The organism is Lacibacter sp. H407, assembly GCF_037892605.1.
Taxonomy (GTDB): Bacteria; Bacteroidota; Bacteroidia; order Chitinophagales; family Chitinophagaceae; genus Lacibacter.
In genome coordinates, this window is the sequence record NZ_JBBKTU010000001.1 from 2,827,713 (window position 1) to 2,853,294 (window position 25,582).

21 protein-coding genes are annotated in these 25,582 nt (G+C 40.0%); 17 read left to right on the forward strand and 4 right to left on the reverse strand.

Annotated features, from left to right (window positions below; translation table 11 throughout):
* Window positions 1–34 precede the first annotated feature (34 nt).
* Window positions 35–448, forward strand: a complete 414-nt coding sequence (locus WG989_RS12210; protein WP_340429744.1) for a hypothetical protein — start codon at window positions 35–37, stop codon at window positions 446–448.
* A 131-nt stretch (window positions 449–579) separates the two neighbouring features.
* Here the strand turns inward: WG989_RS12210 and WG989_RS12215 are convergent, their stop codons facing one another.
* Window positions 580–1,284 carry a hypothetical protein gene (locus WG989_RS12215; RefSeq protein ID WP_340429745.1) on the reverse strand — a complete coding sequence of 235 codons (705 nt, stop codon included), beginning with the start codon at window positions 1,282–1,284 and terminating at the stop codon, window positions 580–582.
* 406 nt (window positions 1,285–1,690) lie between these two features.
* Between WG989_RS12215 and WG989_RS12220 the strand changes: the two genes are divergently transcribed.
* The 16 genes from WG989_RS12220 to WG989_RS12295 all read left to right on the forward strand — a co-directional run bounded on the left by WG989_RS12220 (window position 1,691) and on the right by WG989_RS12295 (window position 23,511).
* Window positions 1,691–2,050, forward strand: coding sequence for a nuclear transport factor 2 family protein (locus tag WG989_RS12220; protein ID WP_340429747.1), 360 nt, complete (start codon window positions 1,691–1,693; stop codon window positions 2,048–2,050).
* Window positions 2,051–2,165: 115 nt separating this feature from the next.
* Window positions 2,166–2,720: a dihydrofolate reductase family protein gene (locus tag WG989_RS12225; protein ID WP_340429748.1), complete on the forward strand. Its 555-nt coding sequence runs from the start codon at window positions 2,166–2,168 to the stop codon at window positions 2,718–2,720.
* 322 nt (window positions 2,721–3,042) lie between these two features.
* Window positions 3,043–4,062, forward strand: coding sequence for a LacI family DNA-binding transcriptional regulator (locus tag WG989_RS12230; protein WP_340429749.1), 1,020 nt, complete (start codon window positions 3,043–3,045; stop codon window positions 4,060–4,062).
* Between the two features lie 248 nt (window positions 4,063–4,310).
* Window positions 4,311–7,376: a SusC/RagA family TonB-linked outer membrane protein gene (locus WG989_RS12235; protein ID WP_340429751.1), complete on the forward strand. Its 3,066-nt coding sequence runs from the start codon at window positions 4,311–4,313 to the stop codon at window positions 7,374–7,376.
* A 62-nt stretch (window positions 7,377–7,438) separates the two neighbouring features.
* Complete coding sequence (locus WG989_RS12240) at window positions 7,439–9,031, forward strand: RagB/SusD family nutrient uptake outer membrane protein (RefSeq protein WP_340429753.1); 1,593 nt, start codon at window positions 7,439–7,441, stop codon at window positions 9,029–9,031.
* 79 nt (window positions 9,032–9,110) lie between these two features.
* Window positions 9,111–11,309, forward strand: a complete 2,199-nt coding sequence (locus tag WG989_RS12245) for a glycoside hydrolase family 3 N-terminal domain-containing protein (RefSeq protein WP_340429755.1) — start codon at window positions 9,111–9,113, stop codon at window positions 11,307–11,309.
* Window positions 11,310–11,342: 33 nt separating this feature from the next.
* Entirely contained in the window at window positions 11,343–11,792 is a 450-nt protein-coding gene (locus WG989_RS12250) for a GlcG/HbpS family heme-binding protein (protein ID WP_340429757.1), read from the forward strand.
* 31 nt (window positions 11,793–11,823) lie between these two features.
* A complete protein-coding gene (gene mgrA, locus WG989_RS12255; protein WP_340429758.1) occupies window positions 11,824–12,819 on the forward strand; it encodes an L-glyceraldehyde 3-phosphate reductase in 996 nt (331 codons plus the stop codon).
* 16 nt (window positions 12,820–12,835) lie between these two features.
* Complete coding sequence (locus WG989_RS12260; protein WP_340429759.1) at window positions 12,836–14,272, forward strand: hypothetical protein; 1,437 nt, start codon at window positions 12,836–12,838, stop codon at window positions 14,270–14,272.
* A 19-nt stretch (window positions 14,273–14,291) separates the two neighbouring features.
* The gene (locus WG989_RS12265) at window positions 14,292–15,803 is read left to right on the forward strand and encodes a TolB family protein (RefSeq protein WP_340429760.1); all 1,512 of its coding nucleotides are present in this window, start codon (window positions 14,292–14,294) and stop codon (window positions 15,801–15,803) included.
* A 17-nt stretch (window positions 15,804–15,820) separates the two neighbouring features.
* On the forward strand, window positions 15,821–16,780 hold the full coding sequence (locus WG989_RS12270) for a sugar phosphate isomerase/epimerase family protein (protein WP_340429761.1): 960 nt from the start codon (window positions 15,821–15,823) through the stop codon (window positions 16,778–16,780).
* Between the two features lie 9 nt (window positions 16,781–16,789).
* Entirely contained in the window at window positions 16,790–17,821 is a 1,032-nt protein-coding gene (locus WG989_RS12275; protein WP_340429762.1) for a glycoside hydrolase family 5 protein, read from the forward strand.
* A gap of 1 nt (window position 17,822) precedes the next feature.
* The gene (locus WG989_RS12280; protein WP_340429763.1) at window positions 17,823–19,013 is read left to right on the forward strand and encodes a Gfo/Idh/MocA family protein; all 1,191 of its coding nucleotides are present in this window, start codon (window positions 17,823–17,825) and stop codon (window positions 19,011–19,013) included.
* A gap of 4 nt (window positions 19,014–19,017) precedes the next feature.
* The gene (locus WG989_RS12285) at window positions 19,018–20,337 is read left to right on the forward strand and encodes an MFS transporter (RefSeq protein ID WP_340429764.1); all 1,320 of its coding nucleotides are present in this window, start codon (window positions 19,018–19,020) and stop codon (window positions 20,335–20,337) included.
* Between the two features lie 51 nt (window positions 20,338–20,388).
* Window positions 20,389–22,293: a cellulase family glycosylhydrolase gene (locus tag WG989_RS12290; protein ID WP_340429765.1), complete on the forward strand. Its 1,905-nt coding sequence runs from the start codon at window positions 20,389–20,391 to the stop codon at window positions 22,291–22,293.
* A 33-nt stretch (window positions 22,294–22,326) separates the two neighbouring features.
* Window positions 22,327–23,511 carry a glycoside hydrolase family 5 protein gene (locus WG989_RS12295; protein WP_340429767.1) on the forward strand — a complete coding sequence of 395 codons (1,185 nt, stop codon included), beginning with the start codon at window positions 22,327–22,329 and terminating at the stop codon, window positions 23,509–23,511.
* Window positions 23,512–23,588: 77 nt separating this feature from the next.
* On the opposite strand, the gene WG989_RS12300 is transcribed toward WG989_RS12295, so the two are convergent.
* The 3 genes from WG989_RS12300 to WG989_RS12310 are packed head-to-tail and all read right to left on the reverse strand — an operon-like array spanning window position 23,589 to window position 25,552.
* Window positions 23,589–24,242 carry an SCO family protein gene (locus tag WG989_RS12300; RefSeq protein ID WP_340429768.1) on the reverse strand — a complete coding sequence of 218 codons (654 nt, stop codon included), beginning with the start codon at window positions 24,240–24,242 and terminating at the stop codon, window positions 23,589–23,591.
* On the reverse strand, window positions 24,214–24,816 hold the full coding sequence (locus tag WG989_RS12305; RefSeq protein WP_340429770.1) for a toxin-antitoxin system YwqK family antitoxin: 603 nt from the start codon (window positions 24,814–24,816) through the stop codon (window positions 24,214–24,216). The genes WG989_RS12300 and WG989_RS12305 overlap by 29 nt, the downstream gene beginning before the upstream one ends.
* Complete coding sequence (locus WG989_RS12310; RefSeq protein WP_340429771.1) at window positions 24,788–25,552, reverse strand: YHYH protein; 765 nt, start codon at window positions 25,550–25,552, stop codon at window positions 24,788–24,790. Before WG989_RS12310 ends, WG989_RS12305 begins: the two co-directional genes overlap by 29 nt.
* Between the last annotated feature and the right edge of the window lie 30 nt (window positions 25,553–25,582).

Consider the following 25,582-nt stretch of genomic DNA (forward strand, 5'->3'; position numbering starts at 1 on the left):
CATTTGGCAAATTGTGTATCAAAAAACAAAGCCTATGCAACTTGATTTCACTGATCAGATTAAACAAAAAACAGACAAAGAGCTAAGAGATATCTTTATTCATGCCAGAGATTATAATCCTGATTTTGTTCGCCTGGCCGAACAGGAATTACAAGCCCGTAATATCAAGCTCGATGATTCTTTGAAGCAAAAGGAATTTGTTGAGCAAGCAGTGAAAGCAAAACTAGCCGAAGGAAAGGATGGCAACCCCTTATATATTTTTTTGTGTTTCGTGTTGGCGTTGTTAGGTGGCTTGCTGGCGGTTTACGCAGGTTATATTTACAGTCAGTCAAAAATAAAAACGCCCGAAGGTGAATCATACTTCGCCTATAATAAAGAGACCAGACAATTGGGGAAATGGATGATGTTATTGGGTGGTGCTGTGTTCCTGTTTTTAATATTGCGGTAGGCTTGGTCCATACTTCTCAGCTACTATTTCCCAGGCCTTTTGTTTGCTGTAACAGCCAAGCTGGCTCAGAAAATATAAATTCAGAGGACACTGTGTAAGTATCCCCCCGGGAAAATCAACAGCAGTATCAATTAGTAAAACAACTCAACATAGTTTTTGGCAAATGTTTGCCAGAAAGCAGTATCCCGTAATTGCCAAAGTACAGAGCCGATCAGTAGTATCAGAAAAACAGTGAGAAATGGTTTGTAGTTTTTCTTCCTATACACATCAACGCCCAAAAGAATTCCTACAATTAGAAGGTCCAGCACATCAGTAATGGTCAATGCATCCCAAACGCTTAATCCAAAACTACTACTCAGTCCCCGTCCTACGCCGGGCCCGATTGCCAGAATTCCGGTGGCAATCATATACCGCATATGTGAGTCGGGCGATTTGCGAGTGATCATTGCCAGGCTCCAGAAAATTGCAAATGTTAAAAAACCCCTCATATCAAGCACAATGAAGGCAAGCATATTCTGCTCTGGTACATTTGCCTGCAAGCCCCGATAATAACCTCCTCTGCCGATCAGGAACAATGAGATGATAATGAGTGGCCCCAGCACCCAAGAAACTTTTCCGATTGTTCTGTGTAGGTTGGCACGGCCGTATTGTATCAGTAAAGGCTGTACGATCAGCAACAGCATCCATGTCATCAGCAACGCACCGTGGACATGGATCAGCGTTGTTATATTTTTAAATTGCGGGAACAGGCTTGTATACGATTGATAAAAGCCCCATTGCACTGCAATTAAAATAAGGAATATAAAAATGGCCGTGTTACGATACACTTGTTGCATGGACTGTTTTTTGTGAGTGGAGATTGAGTAGGGTGAAACTACCTGTTTTCTTTAACAATTGCAAGCCGCTTTCTTTTTTTGATTTCTTCTGCAATGCGTTTGGAGCGGTATTCTGAGAGAGAACATGTAAATCCCATGGCATAGCAAGAGAATTCAGCCTAACAGAATGAACTTTTGTATTTTTAATCAGCATTTGAAATGGCCAAATGAACTTCCAATTACGGTACAACAAAAATGCGATAACGTACTATGCCATATTCATCAATCTTTCAAAAAGTACTACTATATGACTCTAATTAAAGAAATAGTTACTTGTATCATTTTCTTATGCACAACAACTTCAGTAAAGGCTCAGTCGGGTGCGAACACTGCGTCAAAAGATTCGTTATTTAATATAATTCAAAAGATGGATAGTGTTTTTTTTAACGCATTTAATGCATGCGATACTTCTAAAACAAAAACATTGTTTACGAAGGATCTGGAATTTTATCATGATGCCGGAGGACTTACAAACTATGATCAAAATCTGAATTCCATCAGATATCGGTGTAATAATAAAGCCAAAGTGAGGAGAGAGTTAGTAAAAGAAAGTCTTGAGGTATATCCAATTGCAAATTATGGGGCCATTCAAATTGGGTTACATAAATTTTATTATACCGAAGCCGGTAAAAGTGAACAGTTGGATGGAACTTTCCGATTTGTCCACATTTGGGTGCATACAAACAATGAATGGAAAATATCAAGAGTAATAAGTTACGATCATTAAACCGGGCTTTGCAGGCACATCCTAAAATGCTATGCCAACAGTTATAGTTGTTCATAATCGGTAAATACAGGATGTAAGCAGTTATGCAAACGGACAAACAATTTAAAAACAAACAGTGAGAAAGCTAATTGCAGCAATCAATGTAACCCTTGACGGATTTTGCGACCACACGGTAATAGCCGCTGATGAAGAAATACATCAACATTACGCTGAACTGTTAGATAATGCAGACGTTGTTTTATATGGACGAACAACCTACCAACTGATGCAATTCTGGCAAGAGCTGGTAAAAAATCCTTCAGGTGAAAAGTCAATGGATGACTTTGCTGTGGCGATGGACAAAATTCCAAAAATTGTTTTTTCGCATACATTAAAAAATACAGAATGGGATAGTGCAAAACTGGCAGATCGGCCGATCGAAGATGTGGTGAAAGAATTAAAGCAATCCGTTGAAGGGAGAGATATTCTGGTTGGCAGCAGAAGTTTAATTCTGCAATTAATGAAACTGAATTTGATCGATGAATATCAACTCTGTTTTCACCCTGTTGTTGCCGGACGTGGATTGCCATTATTTGAAAATGTAAATGACAGATTTGTTTTTAAACTCATAAAGACAAAAACCTTTCAGGGCGGTGCAGTAACGCTTTACTATCAACCGGCAGACAGGTAAACAAATATTTTCAACTGTCGGAGTTTATTCAAACCAAGTTTTCCGTTCTCTCACTTTATTTTTCCTACCACCCACCCTCCGCCAGCTTTTAGCGCTTTATATCAGGTAACGATCATTCTTATTAAAGCCATATGCTGAAAGTTTTTCAATGTATACTACACAGGATGCTGATTTGGAGAGGCAAGGCTTTTCCGACTGCAGCCAGTCCCAAACGAACAGAACAGCCATCTTTTCAACGTTTCGGGTATCAACATAGATCATTTATTCGAAAAGCAGTGGGGTTGCTTCTTGCGAAACAGACTATGGCAATAAATGATTTGCTATGACGCTGAAACATCTTGCCAATGAGCTGAATCTATCATTCTCCACTGTGTCGAAGGCATTGCGTGACAGTCATGAGATCAGTGAAGGCACAAAGAAGATCGTACTCGCTAAGGCAAAGGAATTGAATTACCAGGTAAATCCGTTTGCAAGCGGATTACGAAAGCAAAAGAGCAGAACCATCGCAGTGATCATTCCTGAAGTAGTGAATGATTTCTTTGGTCCGGTGATCAACGGTATTGAATCGATCGCACAGGAAAAAGGATATCACGTACTGATCTATCTCACGCACGAAGACGTAAAAAGAGAAGTGGCGATTGCAAAAGTGATCCAGAATGGCCGTGTTGATGGAGTGATGATCTCGTTATCATCAAAAACCACTGATACCGCTCATCTTGAAGAATTGAACGACAAAGAAATTCCGCTTGTTTTCTTCGACAGAATTGCAGAACACATCAATGTGCCGAAAGTTATGACCGATGACCAGGACAGCGGAGCATTGGCAACACAGCATTTGATCGATAACGGATGTAAACAAATTGCTTTTCTCACCATATCACAATCACTTTCTATCAGCAATAAGCGGATGAACGGATACTTCGAGGCATTAAGAAAAAATAATGTGCAAGAAAATGCAGATATGATATTGAATTGTGATGGAAATGATCACTCAGATTATAATCTTATTAAAGAGTTGTTGCAACGTAGTGATAGACCCGATGGGATATTTGCTTCCATTGAAAGCCTGGCCATCGCAACCTATGAAGTTTGTGAAGAGTTAAAGCTCCGGATTCCGCAGGATGTGAAAGTCATTTGTTTTTCAAATTTGAAAACAGCAAAGCTGCTGAATCCATCCATGACAACTATTACACAGCCTGCATTTGAAATTGGAAGAGAAGCAGCCGATATATTATTTAAACTGGTTGAAAAGAAAGGGCATCATTTCCTCAAGGAAAAAACAGTGATCAATTCAAGATTAGTAGAACGGAATTCGACAAAACAAAATTATAGCAGCAAATAAAAGTTGCCGTACACCTTCATATCAGTGGGAGATAATCTCTCCAATTCTTTAAATCAATAAGCTGATTTAAGAGAATAAAATTCCTATTGTTTTGTCGTTAAATAAAGGATGCTTTCTCAATAAAAATGTACTACTTCTTTCGAAAACGTTGTAGCTAATAAATGTCTTCATCTCTCTTGTTGTTCCTTTTCTTTTTCTCAATTTAACATCCTCAAACGACCAGTCTTAACGAAACTAAAACGATTGTTATGCTTAAAAAGAAAATTACACTTTCTCTTTTTTTGTGTTTTTGCAGCATTCTTGCATTCGCACAAACCAAAACAGTAACAGGTAAAATTACCTCGGCAGACAATACTCCATTGTCGGGCGCTACCGTTACTTTAAAAAACTCAAAAACCAGTACTACTACAACCAGCAACGGAACATTCTCAATTAATGTTCCGGAAAATTCGTCCGGAATATTGGTGGTAACCTATGTTGGGTTTGAACTACAGGAACTTGAAATTGGCAACGCAACAACGTTGAACATTCGCATGTCAGAATCAGCAACAGGTCTTAACGAAGTTGTGGTGGTTGGTTATGGTACACAAAAGAAAAGTGATATCATCAGCTCTGTTGCATCGATCAAACCTGAGAAGGCAACACGCAACGTCACATTAGATGTTGGTGAAATGTTACGTGGCAAAGCTGCTGGGGTGCAGGTAACTACAAACGATGCTGGTCCGGGCGGATCATCGGATATCCTCATTCGTGGCAGAAGTTCGATCTCGGGAGGTAACAGTCCCATTGTTATTGCAGATGGTGTTCGTATTGGTTCGATCAATGATCTGAATCCAAATGATATTGCCGGTATTGAAATATTAAAAGATGCGGCGGCACAAGCCATCTATGGTGCACGAGCATCGAATGGTGTAATTCTCATTACTACAAAACGTGGCAAGGCAGGCAAACTAACGGTGAACTATAACGGCTACTATGGTACACAAACGGCGAAACGGAATTTTGATGTGTATACAGGACAAGAGTTTGCACAGTTGAAGCGTGAAGCCGACAGAGCCGTGAATAATAATATTATGCGCAGCGATGCACTCATCTTTAGTGCAGAAGAATTAGCTGCTATTGCTGAAAACCGTTCCATCGATTGGTCGGGACAAATTTTGAAGCCGGCCACCATTCAAAACCATGATTTGAGTTTTTCAGCCGGCACTGAAAAAACAAAAGTATATGTAGGCGGTAACTTTCAAAATATGACAGGGATTGTACCAACAACCAATATTAAAAAGGGTACAGTGCGATTGAACCTTGATCAGGAATTAACTGCATGGCTCAAAGCAGGCGTAAATACATCATTCCAGATTTCAGGAAGCAGTGACCCTGGTGTTGGTGGGGTTGTTCGTCAAATTGTTACAGCTTCTCCATTAGGTAATATTTATAATACCGATGGTTCATTCAATGTTCGTCCGGGTGGCAATCAGGAAAGTTTTAATCCATTGTTGAATTTGAATGAAACACAAAACCGCAAAACAAGCCGTAACGATATCATCAACATCTTTTTCGATGTTAGTCCGATTAAAAATTTCAACTACCGTCTTAATACAAGTCGGAGATCATGGAATTTCAGAGAAACAAATTATAACACCAAGCTTTCAGAAAGTGGTGTAGCAAGTGGTTTTGCAAACGGCTCTATCAACTTTCAGGAAAATGTAGAGTGGCAGGTAGAGAATATTCTTACCTATCATACACGAATCAAGAATCACAATTTACATTTCACAGCGGTAGGTAGTGCAACACAGCAAGACTATAATGATTTCAGAAATTCATCCAATCAAATACCAAACGACATTCTGGGTATTTATGGTTTGGAAGCAGCCGGTATTAATACGCCGACTATTGGAGGTAATCAACGTCGCTTAATTTCAGGTGTTGGACGTATTCAATACGATTATTTATCGAAGTACTATGTTACACTGAGTGCAAGGGCTGATGGGTCTTCTGTTTTTGGAGCCGAAAACAAATGGGGTTACTTCCCGGCAATCGCAGTTGGTTGGAATATCCATAAAGAAAGTTTCCTTGGCGGCATCAAACAGCTTTCGAATTTGAAATTGAGAGCCAGTTATGGTAGTGTTGGTAACGAAGCCATTCCTCCATACGGAAGTTTAGCACTTGCCGATCAACGTGATTATTTATTTCTTGGCGAAAGAGTATCGGGCTATACACCGGGAAGTACATTGTCGAATCCAAGGTTGAAATGGGAAACATCAACTACATTAAACCTGGCGCTTGATTTTGGATTATTTAAAAACCGCCTGTCAGGCACAGTTGAATATTATAAAACAAACACAACCGATCTGTTGGTAAACCGTCAGTTGAATGCATCGATTGGTTATTCAACGCAGCCGTTTAATATTGGCGAAATTCAAAATCAGGGAATCGAAATACAGATCGATGCCATTCCTGTTCAAACAAAAGATTTAACTGTTCAAACAGGATTGTTGTTTTCAAGAAACCGAAATCAGATCTTACGATTATATGGTGATGTGAATGGTGATGGTGTGGAAGATGATGATGTTGCGAATAACTGGTTCATTGGTCAGCCAATTGAAATTTTCCGTCAACCGAAATACTTAGGTGTATGGCAGGGTGTGGAAGTGTATCCCGGTTCAACATTCAATACTGCAACTGGCAAATGGGAGATCAATGGTGCACAGGCGCCGGTAGCATTGGACAAAGATGGTAATCCAATTAAAGATCCGTTTACAGGAAGAACACCGGTACCCGGCACTGTAAAATTAGAAGACAGAAATGGTGATGGTAAAATCGATCCAAATGATAATTATATCACATCAAGATATCCTTATTGGATGGGTTCTTTCAATATTAATGTAAGCTATAAAGGATTTGATCTGTCGATGGATATTTATACCGTACAGGGAATTACAAGAAACAATCAATTCCTGTATGATTATACGGCGGGTGGTGATTTGCGTGGTAACAGAAACGGAATTAAAGTTGATTACTGGACTCCTGAAAATCCATCAAACACTTATCCGCAACCAAATGCAGGTACATCCCCTCCCGGTATGACGAATCTTGGTTTGCAGGATGCATCGTTCTGGAGATTACAAAATCTTTCATTAGGGTATAACTTTTCTCCGAAAACAGTATCAAGGTTGAAGTTGGCAAACTTAAGAGTATATGCAACTGCTCAGAACTTATTTACAATAACAGATTACAAAGCATACAGTCCTGAGCAGGATCTATATGCCTATCCAATGACAACCAATTTTGTGTTTGGTGTAAAGCTTGGTCTGTAACCGTTTACGTAAACAAGTCTGTAAAAGCAGACACATTGTTTTAATTGATTAAAAAAATTATAATGAAAAATATATTTAAGATAGCAGTTGTTGTTGTGGGAATTGTATTTCTCAACAGCTCTTGCAAAAAATGGCTCACGGAAGAAAATTTTGTGAGAATTGGTTCTGATGTTATTTATCAGGATGAAGGTGGTTTAAGTGTAGGCTTGGGTGCGTTGTATAATTTGCAACGTGCTTATGAACTTATGAGTTATAACAATGGATTGCAACAGAACAATCTCTGGGTTTATTGTGCCGATGATCTCGGTTGTACAAGAACATTCAATGATGCGCAGGTTTACAAAGCAAATATGAATGCGATCAATTTCCCAAGAGGAAAATGGAATTCAGGTTATCAGCTTATTGACAGAGCCAGTGCAATTATCTCTGCAGCTCCGAATGTTACATTTTCTTCGGCTGCAAACAGAAGCCGTGTAATTGCAGAAGCGAAAGTAATTCGTGCAATGACGTACTTTAAACTCTGGCAACTTTATGACAATATTCTGATCGATACTATTCCAACAACAGTTGAAAATGCATTTGAACCGGTTGTATACAGCCCGGCAGCGAAAGCAGATGTATTGAACCTCATCAATTCTGATTTGGATTTTGCAATTGCAAATTTATCATACAACACAAAGCCCGGGCAAATCAGCCAGGGATTGGCAAGGCATATCCGTGCGCAGGTAGCTTCATGGCAGAGTGATTGGACCACAATGGCTGCACAGTGTGATGCAATTATCAATACAGGTGGTTATAGTCTGCAACCGCTGGATCTTGTGTTTGGTGCCAACGTAAATCACAAGGAGGCAATTTATACTTATCAGTTTGATGAGATATTAAGTAACAACAGCGGTACACTTGCCGGAGGTGAACAACATTACCTCAGTGCATTTTTTACTGCACGTTATTATGAAATGCCCGGTGGCCATATGATCGAGGATAATACGTGGGGTGGAAATTCATTTGCATGGACAACTCCAAACTTCTATTTAAAACGTTTAATGGGTTGGGACGCTGCAACAGGTCTTTCTCCTGATAGACGCTTTACTACTTATTTCTATCCTGATACAGTGATCGGTAACAAACCGGGTTCTGCTTACTTTGGATTGAAGTTGCCAAGGTCATCTTATCCGGGTAACAACAAGCTTGGTAATTACAGACAATATTCTTTCAGTGTAAAAAAATACCAGGATTTTACAAAGCCCGCAGGACGTGCAGGCAGTTACAAAGATGTAATTGCATACCGTTTGGCAGAAACATTATTGTTGGGTGCTGAAGCGCATTGGAGAAAGTCAGGCAACCCATCCGATCCAACTGCATTGTTGTATATCAACAGAATTCGTACAAGAGCGGGTATGCCTTCGTTTACAACGCTTGATCAACAAACTATTTTAGATGAGTCGGCACGTGAATTGGCATTTGAAGGTGGCCGCTGGTTTTTGTTGAAACGTATGGGTGTATTGGTTAGTCAGGTGAATCAATATCATACATTCGGAAGTTCGAGTACAAATGAAGCCGTGTTTCCAATGCAGCCTCACATGGTGCGTTGGCCGATACCACAGGATCAGATCGATCTGATGGCACCGAGCTTTCCACAAAATCAAGGTTACTAAGATGTTCTTTTCAAAAGCAGGACTGTTAATTTCTACAGTCCTGCTTTTATCATTCATATTTTATTGCAATTAACCCGGAATGAAACGTTTCTTTTTTTATTTCTTACCTCTTTTACTTTCGTCGTTTGTGTCAGCACAAACATCTTTGCCTGTGTATAAAAACAAAAATGCACCCCTTGAAAAGCGGATTGATGATTTATTGAAACGGATGACACTTGAAGAAAAGATTCTTCAAATGAATCAATGGACCTACGGCAAGAATGCAAATGCGAACAATATTGAAGCAAGTATGAAAGCGGTGCGACCGGAAATTGGTTCACTCATTTATCGAAGCATCAACCCGGTTTATAAAAATCAGATACAGCGAAAAGCGATGGAGCAATCACGACTCGGCATTCCGATTCTCATGGGCTTTGATGTGATCCATGGTTATCGAACTATTTTTCCGATTCCGCTTGCACAAGCCTGTTCATGGAATACGGATCTGGTGAAAGATGCATGCACTGTTGCAGCAAAAGAATCTAAACTATCAGGAGTTGACTGGACATTTTCTCCAATGGTTGATGTGGCACGTGATGCACGTTGGGGAAGAGTTGCAGAAGGATACGGAGAAGATACCTATGCTAATGCAATGTTTGCTGTTGCATCCATTAAAGGTTATCAAGGAAAGAATTTATCTGATTCATTTTCTATAGCAGCATGTATTAAACATTATATCGGTTACAGTTTATCTGAAGGCGGGCGTGATTACCGCTATGCTGATGTATCGGCTCAAACAATGTGGGAAACATTTATGCCTCCTTACGAAGCAGGTGTAAAAGCAGGTGCTGCAACACTCATGAGCAGCTTTAATGATATCAGCGGAATACCCGCCTCTGCAAATCCATACACATTAACGGAGATATTAAAGAAGCGTTGGAAACACGATGGCTTTGTAGTATCTGATTGGGGTTCGGTTGAAAATCTTATTCCACAAGGATTTGCAAAGGATAAAAGAGAAGCTGCCTACATGAGTTTTATGGCAGGAGTAGAGATGGATATGGTGGATAATCTTTATGTTGAAAATTTACAGCAATTGGTATTGGAGAAAAAAATACCAATGAGTAAAATTGATGATGCAGTAAAAAGAATTTTGCGAATCAAATTTCGATTGGATTTGTTCGAACAACCATATGTAATTGAACTTCCGGAACAAGAGCGTTACTACGAACCAAAAAGCATGGCGATTGCAGCACAGCTTGCTGCAGAGTCGATGGTGTTGCTGAAGAATAATAAGCAGACACTTCCTTTAAACAAATCAATTAAAAAGATCGCTTTGATCGGTCCGATGGTAAAAGATAGTGTGAACATCATGGGTTCATGGGAAGGACAAGGTGTGTCCGAAGCAGTTGAAACTATTTATGAAGGATTTGAAAAGGAGTTTAAAGGCAAAGCAAGTTTACATTATGCAAAAGGATGTGCTTTTGAAGGAACCGATGAAAGTGGGTTTGAAGAAGCAGTGAATACCGCCATGCAATCGGATGTAATCATCCTTTGCATGGGAGAAATGAAAAAGTGGAGTGGAGAAAATGCATCACGATCAACCATTGCATTACCCATTATCCAGGAACGTTTGGTTACAGCATTGAAGAAAACAGGAAAGCCCATCATTCTCATTTTATCAAATGGCAGACCGTTGGAATTAGGAAATTTAGAAAACTTATCTGATGCCATTTTAGAAATATGGCAACCGGGAACCGCAGGTGGCAGTGCTGTTGCAGGAATGATTTCCGGCCGCTTAAATCCATCTGGTAAATTAGCGATCACGTTTCCATTAACAACAGGACAAATTCCAACCTATTACAACATGCGTCAATCGGCCCGTCCAAAGTTGGGCGGCTACCAGGATATTGCTACAGAGCCAAAATATCCGTTTGGTTATGGATTAAGTTATACCAGCTTCACGTATGGAGCTGTGAAATTATCTACAACACGCTTTTCAAAAAATCAAAAACTAACAGCAACAGTTGAAATAACAAACAGTGGTGCTGTGGAAGGAAAGGAAACGGTGTTGTGGTTTATTGCCGATCCTGTTGCATCGATCACAAGACCCATGAAGGAATTAAAGTTTTTTGAAAAGAAAGAATTGAAAGCAGGCGAAAAGAAAACATTCATGTTTGAAATTGATCCCATGCGTGATTTAAGTTTTCCTGATGCAAACGGAATGAGGCGATTGGAAAGCGGCGATTATTATCTCATCGTCAATGATCAAAAAATAAAATTTGAACTGATCGATTAAAATTGAAATCACAAACACATTAAAACAAGTCATATGAAAAGCAGAGAAATACCGGTAATTGTCGATCGATTATTCGAAGCCATTGAAAAGCTGATACCTGAATACATGGAGAACCCTGCGGACAATTGTATTTCCAATGGCAACGTTGCTGCATGCATCATTGATGAAAACGGACATACACATGGCAAAATGTTTGGTACAGATAAACCAAGATTGCGTCAGTCGTATAAAGTAGCGTGGACAAAAGCCAGCCAGGTGTGGCTTACGGGAATAAAAACCGGTGAGTATGAAAAGAAAGTGTTTAATAAAGAAGTAGGTGAAAACGCAAACGGTATAGAGGCACCTGATTTAATTGGATGGGAAGGCGGTCAGCCATTGGAATTAAAGAATGGGGTAAAGTTTTCAGTTGGCTTCAGTGGATTCAGAGGTACAACCGATCTTGAAATCATAGTGAAGGCATTGGCTACAGTAGAAGCGGCTTAATTTTCAAACAACACATTAAACTATTTTTCGAATGCAATACATGGCAAATGAGCAGCGGTACACGAACATGGAATACCGCCGATGTGGAAACAGTGGATTGAAATTACCTGCTGTTTCATTGGGGCTTTGGCACAACTTCGGACATATTGATCAACTCGAAAATGCACGCAACATATTGCGTGTTGCATTTGATAACGGCATCACACATTTTGATCTGGCAAATAATTATGGCCCGCCTCCTGGATCAGCTGAAGAAAATTTTGGAAAAATCTTCAAAGACGATTTTACTGCTTATCGTGATGAATTGATCATCTCAAGTAAAGCAGGATGGGGAATGTGGCCCGGTCCTTATGGTGATTGGGGTTCAAAGAAATATTTAACAGCAAGTCTTGATCAGAGTCTACAGCGCATGGGGCTTGAGTATGTTGATATATTTTATCATCACCGTCCCGATCCTGAAACGCCATTGGAAGAAACTATGGGCACACTTGATCTGATGGTGCGGCAAGGGAAAGCATTGTATGTAGGCATCTCAAGTTATCAACCGGAAGAAGCTGCAAAAGCAATTTCAATTTTAAAAGACTTAGGAACACCTTGTTTAATTCATCAGCCTAAATATTCCATGTTCGATCGCTGGATCGAAGATGGTTTGCTGGATGTGTTAGAGCAAAATGCAGTAGGATGTATTCCGTTTTCGCCTTTGGCACAAGGGCTACTCACGAATAAGTATTTGAAAGGAATTCCGGAAGGTTCAAGGGCAGCGAGCCATCGTGGTAATGGTGCTATTGATGAAGACCAGGTATCGGACGAAAAGATCAATAAAGTGCGTGCATTAAATGTGTTGGCAGAAAAGCGTGGACAGAATCTTGCACAAATGGCGCTTGCATGGATACTGAAAGATCAACGTATCAGTTCTGTTCTCATTGGTGTAAGCAAACCGGAACAAGTAGTTGATTCATTGAAATGCCTTGATAATTATTCATTCACAAAGGAAGAACTGGATCAAATAAATCAGATACTATCCTGACAACAAAATAAAGTACATGAATATTCGAATAACCTTCAGTACATTTTTAATTGGAAGCGTTTGTTGCACTACGTTAGTGGCGCAAAAAAAAACGAAGAAAGATGATGCAGCAATGCCTGCTTATTATCAGGTCGAAGCACGAAGCAATGCCAACAGCACTACATGGAAAACATACACTGCAAAGACGATTGATAAATTGCCCGGCTTTAAAATAAAAGCCGATCCGAAGATCAATGCGTATGGAAGCTGGTTGGTGAATCAATCAACTGCAACAGGTTTTTTCAGAGTTGAGAAAAAGGGTGATCGTTGGTGGATCGTTGATCCGGAAGGTTATCCTTTTATTCACAAGGGTGTGGCTGTGTATCGGGCAGGTAATTCATCGTTGCAAAAAACAGCCATGACCACAAAATATGGAATAGCCGAAAATTGGGCGAAGCAGGAAAGTCAGATGTTGAAGCAACATGGCTTCAACGGTACAGGTGCTTGGTCGAATGTTGATCTGCTAAGGCAAACTGCAGATCCATTGGTTTATACTGTTATTGTAAGCCCTATGGGAAGTTATAAATCCGAGCATCAACGAAAGTTTGGCGGCAAATACAAAGTTGCCGGATGGCAGGGTTACCGATTTGATCTTGCGATGGTATTTGATCCCGAGTTTGATGCACATGTGGAAAAAACGATTTCAGTGATCGCAAAATATGCGAACGATAAACACCTGCTTGGTTATTTTACTGACAATGAACTACCGTGGAAGAACGATGCATTAGACCGGCATTTGAATTTTCTTGCGAAAGATGAGGCGGGTTATATCGCCGCAAAAAAATGGTTGGATGAACGAAAAGGAAAAGATGCATCAATGGCTGATGTAACAGATGAAGATCGGCTTGCATTCACCGGATTTTATTTTGAAACTTATCTGAAGAAGGTAGCTGCCGCTGTTCGGAAATACGATGCGAATCATTTGTATTTGGGTTGTCGTTTCAACCAGGAGTCGGAGGAGTTGCAAAATCCTGCCATTTTTAAAGTAGCAGGCCAATACATGGATATTGTTTCGATTAATCATTACCGTAAGTGGGAACCTGTTCAATCGATCATGGCAAACTGGACAGCATGGTCGGGCAAGCCATTTATCATTACAGAGTGGTATACCAAGGGAGAAGATTCTGAATTACCTAATAGAACAGGAGCAGGATGGAATGTACCTACACAAAAAGACAGAGGATATTTCTATCAAAATTTCACGATTGAATTATTGAAAAGCAAAGCCTGTGTTGGCTGGCATTGGTTTACCTATCAGGACAATGATCCGCAGGATCTTACAACTGATCCATCAAACCGTGATTCAAACAAAGGAATTGTAAATAGTCAGTTCATTCCTTATTCCCCTTTGCTGGAGAATATGCGCATGTTGAACACGCATGTGTATGAGTTAATAAGATACCTGGATAAATAATTCAACGATAGAAACAAAAATGAAGAAACTACAATTTATACTCCTGTTCATTGGCTCAGCTTTTTTTACTGTTTCGTTTGCGCAAAGCAATGTAATAAGTATTGGAGCATTTGACGTGTTTACCGATGTGGGTTCACCAAAAATTGCCGGCAGCGCAAGTTATCATGTGCCTTCGCAAACCTATCGCTTGTCAGGTTCCGGCTCTAATATCTGGGCTGGCAGAGATAGTTTTTCATTTGTGAGCAAAAAGATGAACGGTGATTTTATTCTGCAAACACAGGTGAAATTTATTGGCGCAGGGAATGAGTTGCATCGAAAAACAGGATTGATGATCAGAAGTTCATTGGCAACCAATTCTCCGGTTGTTGTATGTACTGTACATGGTGATGGACTTACGTCGTTGCAATATCGCACCACTCCGGTTGGAACGATGAAAGAAATCAAGATGACGATAAACGCACCTGATGTAATACAACTGGAGAAAAAAGGAACCACTTATACAATGTCTGTTGCACGTTTTGGTGAAGTGTATCAGGTGCAGCAATTAGATAGTATTGATCTTGGAACTGATTTGATGGCTGGCATATTTATTTGCTCACACAGTAATTTGTTTTCAGAAGAAGCTGAGTTCAGTAACACAAGAATATTCAATACTGCACCGGATAGTTTGGTGCAGTACAAAACCTATCTCGGAAGCTTATTAGAAGTACTGAATGTTACTACAGGCCATCGTGAAGTAGTTGCAAGTGCACAAGGCTCATGGCAGGCACCCAACTGGACACCCGATGGTAAAACACTCATCTATAATGCAAGCGGTAAACTGTACAATTTCAATTTAGCTACAAAAGAATCCACATTGTTGAATACAGATTTTGCTGTTAAGAACAACAACGATCATGTATTAACATTCGATGGAAAACAGATCGGCATCAGTCATCATGCGGCTGAAGCAAAAGGTCAGTCGGTGGTTTATACAGTGCCTGTTACAGGTGGTGTGCCGAAACGAATAACAGAGAAAAGCCCCTCTTACTTCCATGGATGGTCGCCCGATAGTCAGTTCTTATTGTATACAGGTGAACGTAATGGAGATTTTGATATTTACAAAATATCAAAAGATGGTGGTAAGGAAATTCGATTAACCAATGCAAAAGGGTTGGATGATGGTTCAGAATATTCATCCGATGGAAAATACATTTATTTCTGTTCTGCACGCACCGGAAAAATGCAGGTGTGGCGAATGGATCCTGATGGGAAAAATCAAACACAGTTAACGTTTGATGAAATGAACAATTGGTTTCCACACGTTTCACCCGATAACAAATGGCTGGTGTTTATTTCATTCCCCAAGGAAGTGCCAGCAGACAAACATCCTTTTTATGAACGTGTGTATTTGCGTTTAATGCCTGCAGCAGGCGGCGAACCAAAAGTGATCTCTTACCTCTACGGGGGACAGGGAACCATGAACGTTCCAAGCTGGTCGCCTGACAGTAAGAAGATTGCCTTTGTAAGTAACGGAACATTCAATCATTAAATCTGAAAAAATAAAACATGCATACATCCTTTATAGAATCAACAAATAGAAAGAGTATAAGACGGCTTAGTATTGTAATGATCTTATGCTTCAGCATTGTTGCTTCAAATACAATTGCACAGAAGAAGAAAAACGGAGTGCCTGTTATTGCTGCATTGAATGCCTATTCATTCAGCGATCTGCTTTCAGCAAAGGATAGTCGTGATAAGCAGCAAGTTTATTCCTTGTTTAATCTGCTCGATTGGTGTGCTACAAAAAAAATAAAAGCACTCGACCCAACAGCTTATTTCTTTCCTACTTATCCGGAAGTGCCTTCGGATGAATATCTGAAAAAATTTAAAGACAGAGCAGCACAGCTGGGTATTGTGATCAGTGGCACCGGTATCCGCAATGATTTTGCTTCCCCCAATCCGAAAGTACGTGCAGCAGGTGTTGAACTTGCAAAAAAATGGATCGTTGCAGCTTCAAAGATGGGAGCACCGGTGCTCCGTTTGTTCTCGGGCGAAATTCCGAAGGGCTATGAAAATAAATGGAACGAAGTAGCAGGATGGATGATCGAGTGTTACAAAGAATGTGTGGCTTATGGTGAAAAGTATAATGTAAAGATCGGTATCCAGAACCATGGTGATATGCTGCAAACAGCGGATCAATGTATTTATGTATTGAAAGGAGTTAATTCAAAATGGGCAGGATTGATTGTTGATGTTGGAAATTTTAAAACAGAAGATCCTTATAAAGACATTGCAGCGGTTGTGCCATATGCGGTTAACTGGCAAATCAAAGAAAGTGTATTTGGTATTGGCAGTAAAGTTCCTACAGATTATAAGCGTCTCGTACAAATCATTAAAGATGGCGGTTATAAAGGCTATTTGCCTGTTGAAACATTATTGGTGCGGGGTACGCCTTATGATCCATTTGCATTGGTTCCAGGAATGCTCAATGATTTGAATAAAGCAATTATAGAAGTGTACAAATAAATTATTTCTATGAGAACAAACATGATGGCTTCGTTTAAGTTTCTTACGTTGATGGTTTCTTTTTTTTCTGTTTCGATTGTTTCTGCACAGAACAAGCAGGGAGCTGATTATGCATTTGAACAAAACAGGCGGATGGGAAGAGGTGTAAATATTATTGGCTACGATCCGCTGTGGAAAGATTCATCTAAAGCAAGGATGAAGGCAAAGCATTTCAAACTTATCAAAGAAGCAGGTTTTAATAATGTGCGTATTGTGATTGCGCCGTTCAAATTCTCCATGGGAGATTCAGCCTATACCATCAAACCTGAATTCTTTGTTACACTTGATTGGGCCATTAAAGAAGCATTGAAAAATAGGTTGATGGCGATTGTTGATTTTCATGAACACAATACCATTGCAAAAGATCCATTAGGGCATATGCCGAAGATATTGGCGATGTGGAAACAGATTGCAGAGCATTGCAAGAGTTATTCCAATGATGTGCTGTTTGAATTGTGTAACGAGCCCAATATGAAACCTGATACCTGGAATACGATTCAAACTGCAGCATATAAGGTTGTACGAACGTCAAATCCAAACCGGACGATCATCATCGGTACCATCAATGGTAACCAGATCAAATTTTTACCGGATTTGAAATTGCCGGAAGAAGACAGAAATATTATTGTCGCCATTCACTATTACAGTCCCATACAGTTTACACATCAGGGTGCGCCATGGTCGATACGTAATAAAGACCTGAGTGGAATTGAATGGACACAAAGCAAGGCGCAGGAAGATTCGGTAAAAGCTGATTTTGATTTTGCACAACAATGGTCAAAGCAAAATAAACGGCCACTTACGTTAGGTGAGTTCGGTGCTTATGAAAGAGCTGATATGCCTTCACGCATCAAGTGGACCAACTATGTAGCAAGACAAGCCGAGGTAAGAAACTGGAGCTGGAGTTACTGGCAATTCGATTCTGATTTTATTCTGTATGATATGAATAAAGATGAATGGGTGGAGCCGATCAGGAATGCATTAATACCGGCTAAGAAATAACATGAACCCAAAGTTGAATGTAATACGTGCCGGAATTATTGGTTCAGGCTTCGCTGCAAAGTTTCATTACGAAGCACTCAAACGTGTGTATAGTGTTAACGTGGAAGTAGCTGGTTCGTTTTCTACCAACCGTGAACGGTTAGATGCTTTTACTCAACCAAGAGAAATCAAAAGTTTCGAAAGTCTCGAGGCATTAATTGCTGCATCAGATGTATTGCATGTGTGCACACCGCCCTCCACACATGAAGAAATAGTGATACGGGTATTAGCGAAAGGTAAGCATGTAATTGTTGAAAAACCTTTCACAGGATATTTTGGTGATGACAGTAAAACTTTCAGTGGGGATTCGTTTCCACGTAAAGATGGATTAGCCTTCGCCTTGAAAAGTATTGAGCGGATGTTACTGGCTGAGAAGGAAAGTGCAGGATCAATTATGTATGCAGAGAATTGGGTGTATGCTCCGGCTATCCAAAAAGAACGTGAGCTGATTCAGAAAACAAATGCACAGATACTTTGGATACAGGCGCAGCAATCGCACTCAGGTTCACATTCGTTGGATTATGGACAATGGCATTTATCAGGTGGTGGTTCGTTAATGGGCAAGGGTAGTCATCCATTAACGGCTGCTATCTATTTAAAACAAGTTGAAGGGCGTGCAAGAAATGGAAAGCCGATTCGTCCGAAAACTGTTTCTGCAAGAACTCATCCTATTACAAGAATGCCGGGTTATATAAACGAAGATCATTTGAGGGATACATATAAAGATGTAGAAGATTATGCAATGGTTCATGTGGTATTTGAAGATGGAAGCATTGCAGATATTGTTGCAAGTGAGTTGTTACAGGGCGGAGTTAAAAATTACGTAGAAGTGCATGCAAATAATCATCGTAGCATTTGCAACATCGCACCGAACAATGCAATGCAAACGTATAATCCTGTTGAAGAAAATTTCAATGATGTCTATGTGGTAGAAAAAACGGGAACCAAACAGGGCTGGTCTTTTATATCGCCCGATGAAGCATGGTTCAATGGCTATCAGCATGAAATGGAAGCGTTTTATCGCACAGCGGCATTTGGAGAAGCGATCGAAAGTAACAGTCAATTGGCAGCAGATGTAATTGCTACTATTTATGCAGCTTATGTTTCTGCAGAAGATAAGGGTATTGAAGTGGAAGTATCAACTATTAATTAGTAACATGAGTTTAAGTGTATCAGTCAATAAAACTCCGGTAAAAAAATACAGATGGATCATTCTGTCGTTGGTGTTTTTTGCTACTACGATTAATTATCTCGACAGACAAGTGATCAGCTTGCTGAAAGATGATTACCTGGAGCCTTTGTTTGGCTGGACGGAAACGGATTATGCCAATATTGTGATTGCTTTCCAGGTTACTTATGCATTGGGTATGATCGGCTCGGGTTTTATTATTGATCGTATCGGTACAAAATTCGGCTATGCGTTGGCGTTGGTTATCTGGAGTCTTGCAGCAATCGGTCATGCTTTCGCCATCTCTACCGGAGGTTTCATGGTCGCAAGAGCTGTATTAGGTTTTAGTGAAGCAGGAAATTTTCCTGCAGCAATTAAAACAGTAGCAGAATGGTTTCCGAAAAAAGAACGGGCATTGGCAGCAGGTATATTTAATTCGGGAACAAATATCGGTGCAATCATCGCACCGTTATCTGTGCCGCTTATTGCAGGTACACTTGGTTGGGAGTGGGCGTTTATTATTACAGGTGCAATTGGGCTTATCTGGTTACTCTTTTGGTGGTTGTTTTATGATAGCCCGCATAAGCATAAAAAAATATCGGCTGAAGAATACAATCATATTCACAGCGATGATATAGATGATGAACAATTTGAAGATGCTCCAACAAAAATAAAATGGGTTAAGCTCTTGGGCTATCGGCAAACATGGTCTTTTGCATTGTTGAAATTTTTTACTGACCCTGTTTGGTGGTTCATTCTTTTCTGGTTGCCTTCGTTTTTAAACAAGCAATACGGCATGACGAAACTTGCACTGGCATTTCCCATAGCTGTTGTATATACCATTGCCATGTTCGGAAGTATTGCAGGCGGATGGCTTTCGGGTTATTTCATCCAACGAGGCTGGCCGTTATACAAAGCACGCAGAACAGCATTACTCATTTTTGCTTTATGTGCGTTGCCTATGTTGGCAGCACAATGGTTGGGCACATTTAATTATTGGTACGCAGTGTTGATCATTGGTTTGGCTGCATCAGCTCACCAGGCATGGTCGGCAAATATTTTCACAACCGTTTCTGATATGTTTCCAAAGAAAGCTGTTGCATCTGTAGTAGGTATTGGTGGTATGGTTGGTGCAGTTGGCGGAATTATTATTGCAAGAACAGCAGGTTTGTTGCTGGATCATTTCAAAGCATTGGGAAAAATTGAAACAGGCTATTATATCATGTTTATTATTTGTGCACTGGCATACATCATTGCATGGTCGTTGTTTAGTTTGTTAGTGCCTAAAATGCCAAAGGTGAAAATTTAATCATAGAACATGATGAACTATAATTACATAAAAAGAATAGTACGTTCCAACATGCGATTAAGTATTTTTTTATTGCTGTTTTTTTCGTTTGAAGCAGCTGCACAAAAGATAAGTCCGCAGTTGGTTGGTACGAATGTTTGGTACAGTGATGTGCGCCCAATGGTGTGGGATCTTACAAAAAAATCAGCTGTAAAAACAATCCGTATCGGTGGTCATTCATACGATAAAAAGATGCCATCGAATGAAACGCTTTTAGGTTGGGTAAGGAATATACAGTCGATGGGAGCAGAACCTGTGATACAGGTATCGCAATATCAAAATGAACAAGCTGCTGCAGACCTTGTTCGTTTCTTTAATGTTGAAAAACATGAAGGGATTAAACCTGTTAAATACTGGAACATCGGTAACGAACCTTGGTTACAGGCAGGCAAACCCGATGCGTCAACATTTGCTGCAAAAGTAGAAGCTTATTTTAAACCGAGAGCAGCTGCGATGAAAGCAGTTGATTCAACTATCATGATCTATGGGCCAAATGAATGCGACTATCTGAATTATTACAATGATCTGTTTGGAGGTAAGAATGATATTGCAGGCAAAGTGCCGGGGCATACATATTATTATTGCGATGGATTGACATTTCATCGTTATCCGCAAGGTAACGGCGATGGTGCTACAGAAGGAGCCAATGATATGTTGGTGCGCATCAAAAAAGCAAAACAAAAAGTTGACGAAGTAAATAAACTGCACAACCGCACAGGTAAGTATGCATTGCAGTGGGGCATTGGTGAATACAATGCAAAAGGTGGGCCGCAGGTACACACCTGGGGCAACGGACAAATGTTTGGTGCTGTGCTGGGTTATTGTATGGAATATGGTGCGATGTATGCGAACAGCTGGAGCATGTTTGAACATGCAGGCGATCGCAAGGGTTCTGATTTCAGTTTCATTGATGGAAAGAACATGACGCCAAGAGCATCATACCGCCACATGGAATTTGTTGCGAAGTATTTCACCGGAACATTTGTAAAAGGAACTGCGTCTGATAGTGATTTTATTGTTTATGCTGCAAAGGATGCTGATCAGTTAAGTGTAATGATCATGAACCGTGGCTTTGGTGAAACAAAAAACTATCTTTTAAACGGCATCAACAATAGTCATGCAAAAAGCGGCATCAATCTTTCTATTGCAGCTAAACTACATGCAACTTATACTGATACTATTCAGCAACGTTCAACACAGGTATTAATTTTTAAAGGCAATACAATTACGAAGGTCAATTATACCAGTGATGATTTTGATAACGAACGGCCGCCTGTGTATACAAAAGTTGCTGCTAATGAAAATGAAATTAAGTCGGTGTTCAACAACTATAAAGGCAAGCCGTGGAATAGACAGCCGCAACAAATTCCCGGAAAAGTACAATGCGAGTTCTACGATTTAGGTGGAGAAGGAGTTGCCTATCATGATAAGGATACAATGAACAACGGCAGTGGCAATCTGAATCCTGCAAACGGTACATTTCTCAATGAATTCAGAATGAAAGAAGCCGTTGATATTTCTTATACCAAAGCAAGGGATATTGATAACAGTCCGTATAATCTTGTTGAACCTGTAATGGGAGAGTTATATGCAGGTTGGACGAAGCCCGGTGAGTGGATCAACTATACCGTTAATGTAACTAAATCAGGAAGCTATACGATCGGCATTATGTACACAGCAAGCGGCGATGGAAGCATCTCTTTACTGATCGATGGAAAGGAAACAATTCCTGAAGTTATGATTCCATCAACAAAAAACGATAAAGAAACAATTCCATGGCGACAATGGCATCATTGGAACAGGATCGATCAGCTCGCAACCATTCAACTGAAGAAAGGTATTCATGTGCTTACGATTAAAACTGTAACCAACGGGAATATGAATTACGATTATCTCAATTTCAAACTGATCAAGTAGCAGATTTATTTCATCATAAACTAAATAATAATCATGACAAACCGGTATCAACAAAACGCAACGTTGCGAAATGTTTTTTGCAGAATACTGCCAGTGCTCATTTTAATGTTCCTTTTTTCTTGTAAAAAGAAATCAGGCGGACCTGCGCCGGTGGTTGTTACTCCGCCAACAGTAACGCCGATCCCTTCAATCAACACGAATTCAACTACTGCCAAAGAAATCATTGAAGATATGGCTGCAGGTTTTAATTTGGGCAATACGTTTGAAAACGGGATCAATTCATCTGCACCTGCAACGAACAAACAAATCATTGATTTGTATTATTCAGCTGGTATGCGTCATGTGCGTATTCCTGTTACATGGGCGCAGGGCTTCAGCAGCAATCTTGCTGATGCTAATGGAAATGTGAATGTCAGTCATCCACGGCTTCTTGAATTGAAAGAGATCGTTGATTATGCGTTGGCTAAAAAAATGTATGTGGTCATCAACACACATCATGAACATTGGTTGAAAGATAATTATGATGGCTCTGCAGCTTTCGATACAAAATTTACAACCTTGTGGAACGGTATCGCTACATTTTTTAAAGACTATCCGAAACAATTGCTGTTTGAAGTGTTGAACGAACCGGAAGGAGCAATGGGTCAATGGAGCGGAACAGGTTATCCGTTACCAACAAACGCACAGGCCATTGACTATACTCGAAAAATAAATAAAGTTGGGTATGATGCTATTCGTGCAACCGGTGGTAACAATACAACACGTCTTGTGATGGTTTCTCCAAACGGACAAGGTAACCAGGGTATGATTGAGGAAGTTTATCCAACAAAAGCAACCCTGCCGGGAGCTGGCAACGATGTATATCTTGCAATACAAGTGCATACGTACGATCCATGGGCATTCTGCGGACAAACAGGCAGCAATGCTGCATGGCCGGGAACTGCAAGTATTGAAAATGCAATTAAAAAAGTAGGTGTTCATTCAAAACTGATAGATGTGCCGATTAACTATGGTGAATTTGGAGTGGGGCGACAATCAAACACAGGCGAAAGGAATACTGATCTCGTTCGTGGATATTATAAACTGTTCAGAGTTACATGTAAAGCAGAAAAAATGAGTTTCACGCCTTGGGACGACAGAGGTTGGTTTGGTCTTATTTATAAAAGCGGATCAGACTATTTATTTTCAAACAATATTGTACCAAGTATGATGCAATAGGTAGTGCGCAAGAAGTAAAGCGGTTGTTTGATTGTCACTAACGAAGTGTGGAGTTAGGCATTATTTTTTCTGGCTAATTAATCAGTTTGTAAAATTTTTATATCCCTGATCAGTTGTTCAATTTCTAATTGAAGCGTGCCGTTGTAAATTCCCCTGATGCGTTTTGTTTTATCGATCAACAGAATATGTTCTGTGTGCAGAAATTCAGAACTGTCTTTGGTAAAGCCAAGGTCTTCTTCAGCAAAATAAGATCGTCTTGCTAAGTTGTAGATCTCTGCTTTGTTACCGGTAAGCAAATGCCAGTTTGCTGAGCTGATCTTATTCTGTTCAGCAAATTCTTTCAATCGGCTCACACTGTCAATCCACGGAGTGACGCTGTAAGAAAGAAGAACAATGTTGTTATCGCCGGCATATTCTTTCTCAACCATCTTCATGTGTTTGATCATAACCGGGCAAATGCTGGCACAACGTGTAAAAATGAAATTGGCTATATGAATTTTATCATCAACTGTTTGTTCTGTTATTGTATTGCCAGATTGATTGGTAAACGAAAAGCGGCCAATGGTATGTGGGATTTTTTTAGTCACATCTTCGCTTGCTTGTAAAAACACCGGCGTAAAATCAGGACTGTTATAATACGGGAGCTGTTCTCTGGGTTGTTTTTGTGAACAAGCCGAAGTAAAAAGGATTAAAAAGAAGAAACTAATTCTTAAAAATACTGTCTGATACATTCATGCAATTTTTAGTGCCCAGTAATCCATAACGTCTTCCCTGCTTAATGATGTAGTTGGCTTTTATCTTTCCGTTATCATACCACCATTTTTGTTTGCCTTCTTCATGTCCTTTATGATAATTCATTTCTTTCACCAGCAATCCATCACTTGACCATTCACGACAGGTGCCTTCGTATTCATCATTTGTAAAGAGATAATATGTTTGCTTAGTTCCATTCGGCCACCATGTTTCAAGCACTCCTGTTTTCTTGCCGTTGTCAAAACTTCGTTGTTCAAATAATTTTCCATCGGTGTAATACTTTACCCAGCGTCCATGTTCTTTCCCATTAAGATAAGAAGCACTTGCAGCAGTGTCGGTAGTTGAGGGGTATAACGAATAGACCACTCCGCTGAATAGTTGATCATTAAAATAGATGATACCGATTCTGTTTGAAATACGGGCATCAGTCATATTCAAAAAAAGATTAGAAACAGGTTCTTCTTTTTTCTTTTTTTCTGTTGAACAACCAAACAAACTAATGGTCAGGTAAAGCAAGATGATCTTATTGTGTAACTGTACCGGGCGTTCCATAATATCCACTACCATTTATGTAAGGATCTGTATTGGTGATGTGATAATGATAAATACCATTCGGATAATCAACTGTTGCATGCGTATGTCCGTGATAAGCATCCAACATGGCATTTGTTACTGCGGCACCATTTTCTTCGGAGCCATATACCGGAAAACCATCGAGCAGGAAACCCATTAACGAAGATTTTGTTGCCTTTACAGTAGTGAGGTAAAGTGGTTCTACATGATAATGATAGCGGCCTGTTGCAGTCGGATGCCCCCAGTATTGATCAAAACTCATCACTTCGTTTGTAAGTGGTTGGCTTGGTCCTGCATACTGATTATATAAAGGAATGCCGTTTACTGCAACGCCCATCGCACCTAAAGGCGTAGCAGCATGTGTAGCAGCAACAGTTGGATTGAGTGGAATTTTGAACGTGTAGTTCTGTGTAATAATAGAGTTTGGATTTTTTGTAAACGTGTTGCCGCCAAATGTGGTGCCGCTGAATGTTTCGTACAATGCGTTGCCATTGGGGTAGTACACGCTTTTATGATCGGGGTTGCCATTTGTTTTAATGGTAATAAACGTACCATCGGATGTAATACTTGTTGCGCCGTATATTTTTAAATAAACAGCAGGTACAGTGTTGGTATTGCCGCTGCCATTATCAGCGTTGTTATCTTTTTTGCAGGAAAGGTTAATGATAGAAGTGATCGATAAAAAGAGCAATGAAAGGAAAGACATTTGTTTCATACAGATCTGTTTGGGTTTTTCGACTTACAA

Coding starts and splice junctions, on each gene's coding strand:
- WG989_RS12210 (WP_340429744.1), top strand. CDS start 35: ATGCAACTTGATTTCACTGATCAGATTAAACAAAAAACAGACAAAGAG.
- WG989_RS12215 (WP_340429745.1), bottom strand. CDS start 1,284: ATGCAACAAGTGTATCGTAACACGGCCATTTTTATATTCCTTATTTTA.
- WG989_RS12220 (WP_340429747.1), top strand. CDS start 1,691: ATGGATAGTGTTTTTTTTAACGCATTTAATGCATGCGATACTTCTAAA.
- WG989_RS12230 (WP_340429749.1), top strand. CDS start 3,043: ATGACGCTGAAACATCTTGCCAATGAGCTGAATCTATCATTCTCCACT.
- WG989_RS12235 (WP_340429751.1), top strand. CDS start 4,311: ATGCTTAAAAAGAAAATTACACTTTCTCTTTTTTTGTGTTTTTGCAGC.
- WG989_RS12240 (WP_340429753.1), top strand. CDS start 7,439: ATGAAAAATATATTTAAGATAGCAGTTGTTGTTGTGGGAATTGTATTT.
- WG989_RS12245 (WP_340429755.1), top strand. CDS start 9,111: ATGAAACGTTTCTTTTTTTATTTCTTACCTCTTTTACTTTCGTCGTTT.
- WG989_RS12250 (WP_340429757.1), top strand. CDS start 11,343: ATGAAAAGCAGAGAAATACCGGTAATTGTCGATCGATTATTCGAAGCC.
- mgrA (WP_340429758.1), top strand. CDS start 11,824: ATGCAATACATGGCAAATGAGCAGCGGTACACGAACATGGAATACCGC.
- WG989_RS12260 (WP_340429759.1), top strand. CDS start 12,836: ATGAATATTCGAATAACCTTCAGTACATTTTTAATTGGAAGCGTTTGT.
- WG989_RS12265 (WP_340429760.1), top strand. CDS start 14,292: ATGAAGAAACTACAATTTATACTCCTGTTCATTGGCTCAGCTTTTTTT.
- WG989_RS12270 (WP_340429761.1), top strand. CDS start 15,821: ATGCATACATCCTTTATAGAATCAACAAATAGAAAGAGTATAAGACGG.
- WG989_RS12275 (WP_340429762.1), top strand. CDS start 16,790: ATGAGAACAAACATGATGGCTTCGTTTAAGTTTCTTACGTTGATGGTT.
- WG989_RS12280 (WP_340429763.1), top strand. CDS start 17,823: ATGAACCCAAAGTTGAATGTAATACGTGCCGGAATTATTGGTTCAGGC.
- WG989_RS12285 (WP_340429764.1), top strand. CDS start 19,018: ATGAGTTTAAGTGTATCAGTCAATAAAACTCCGGTAAAAAAATACAGA.
- WG989_RS12290 (WP_340429765.1), top strand. CDS start 20,389: ATGCGATTAAGTATTTTTTTATTGCTGTTTTTTTCGTTTGAAGCAGCT.
- WG989_RS12295 (WP_340429767.1), top strand. CDS start 22,327: ATGACAAACCGGTATCAACAAAACGCAACGTTGCGAAATGTTTTTTGC.
- WG989_RS12300 (WP_340429768.1), bottom strand. CDS start 24,242: ATGTATCAGACAGTATTTTTAAGAATTAGTTTCTTCTTTTTAATCCTT.
- WG989_RS12305 (WP_340429770.1), bottom strand. CDS start 24,816: ATGGAACGCCCGGTACAGTTACACAATAAGATCATCTTGCTTTACCTG.
- WG989_RS12310 (WP_340429771.1), bottom strand. CDS start 25,552: ATGAAACAAATGTCTTTCCTTTCATTGCTCTTTTTATCGATCACTTCT.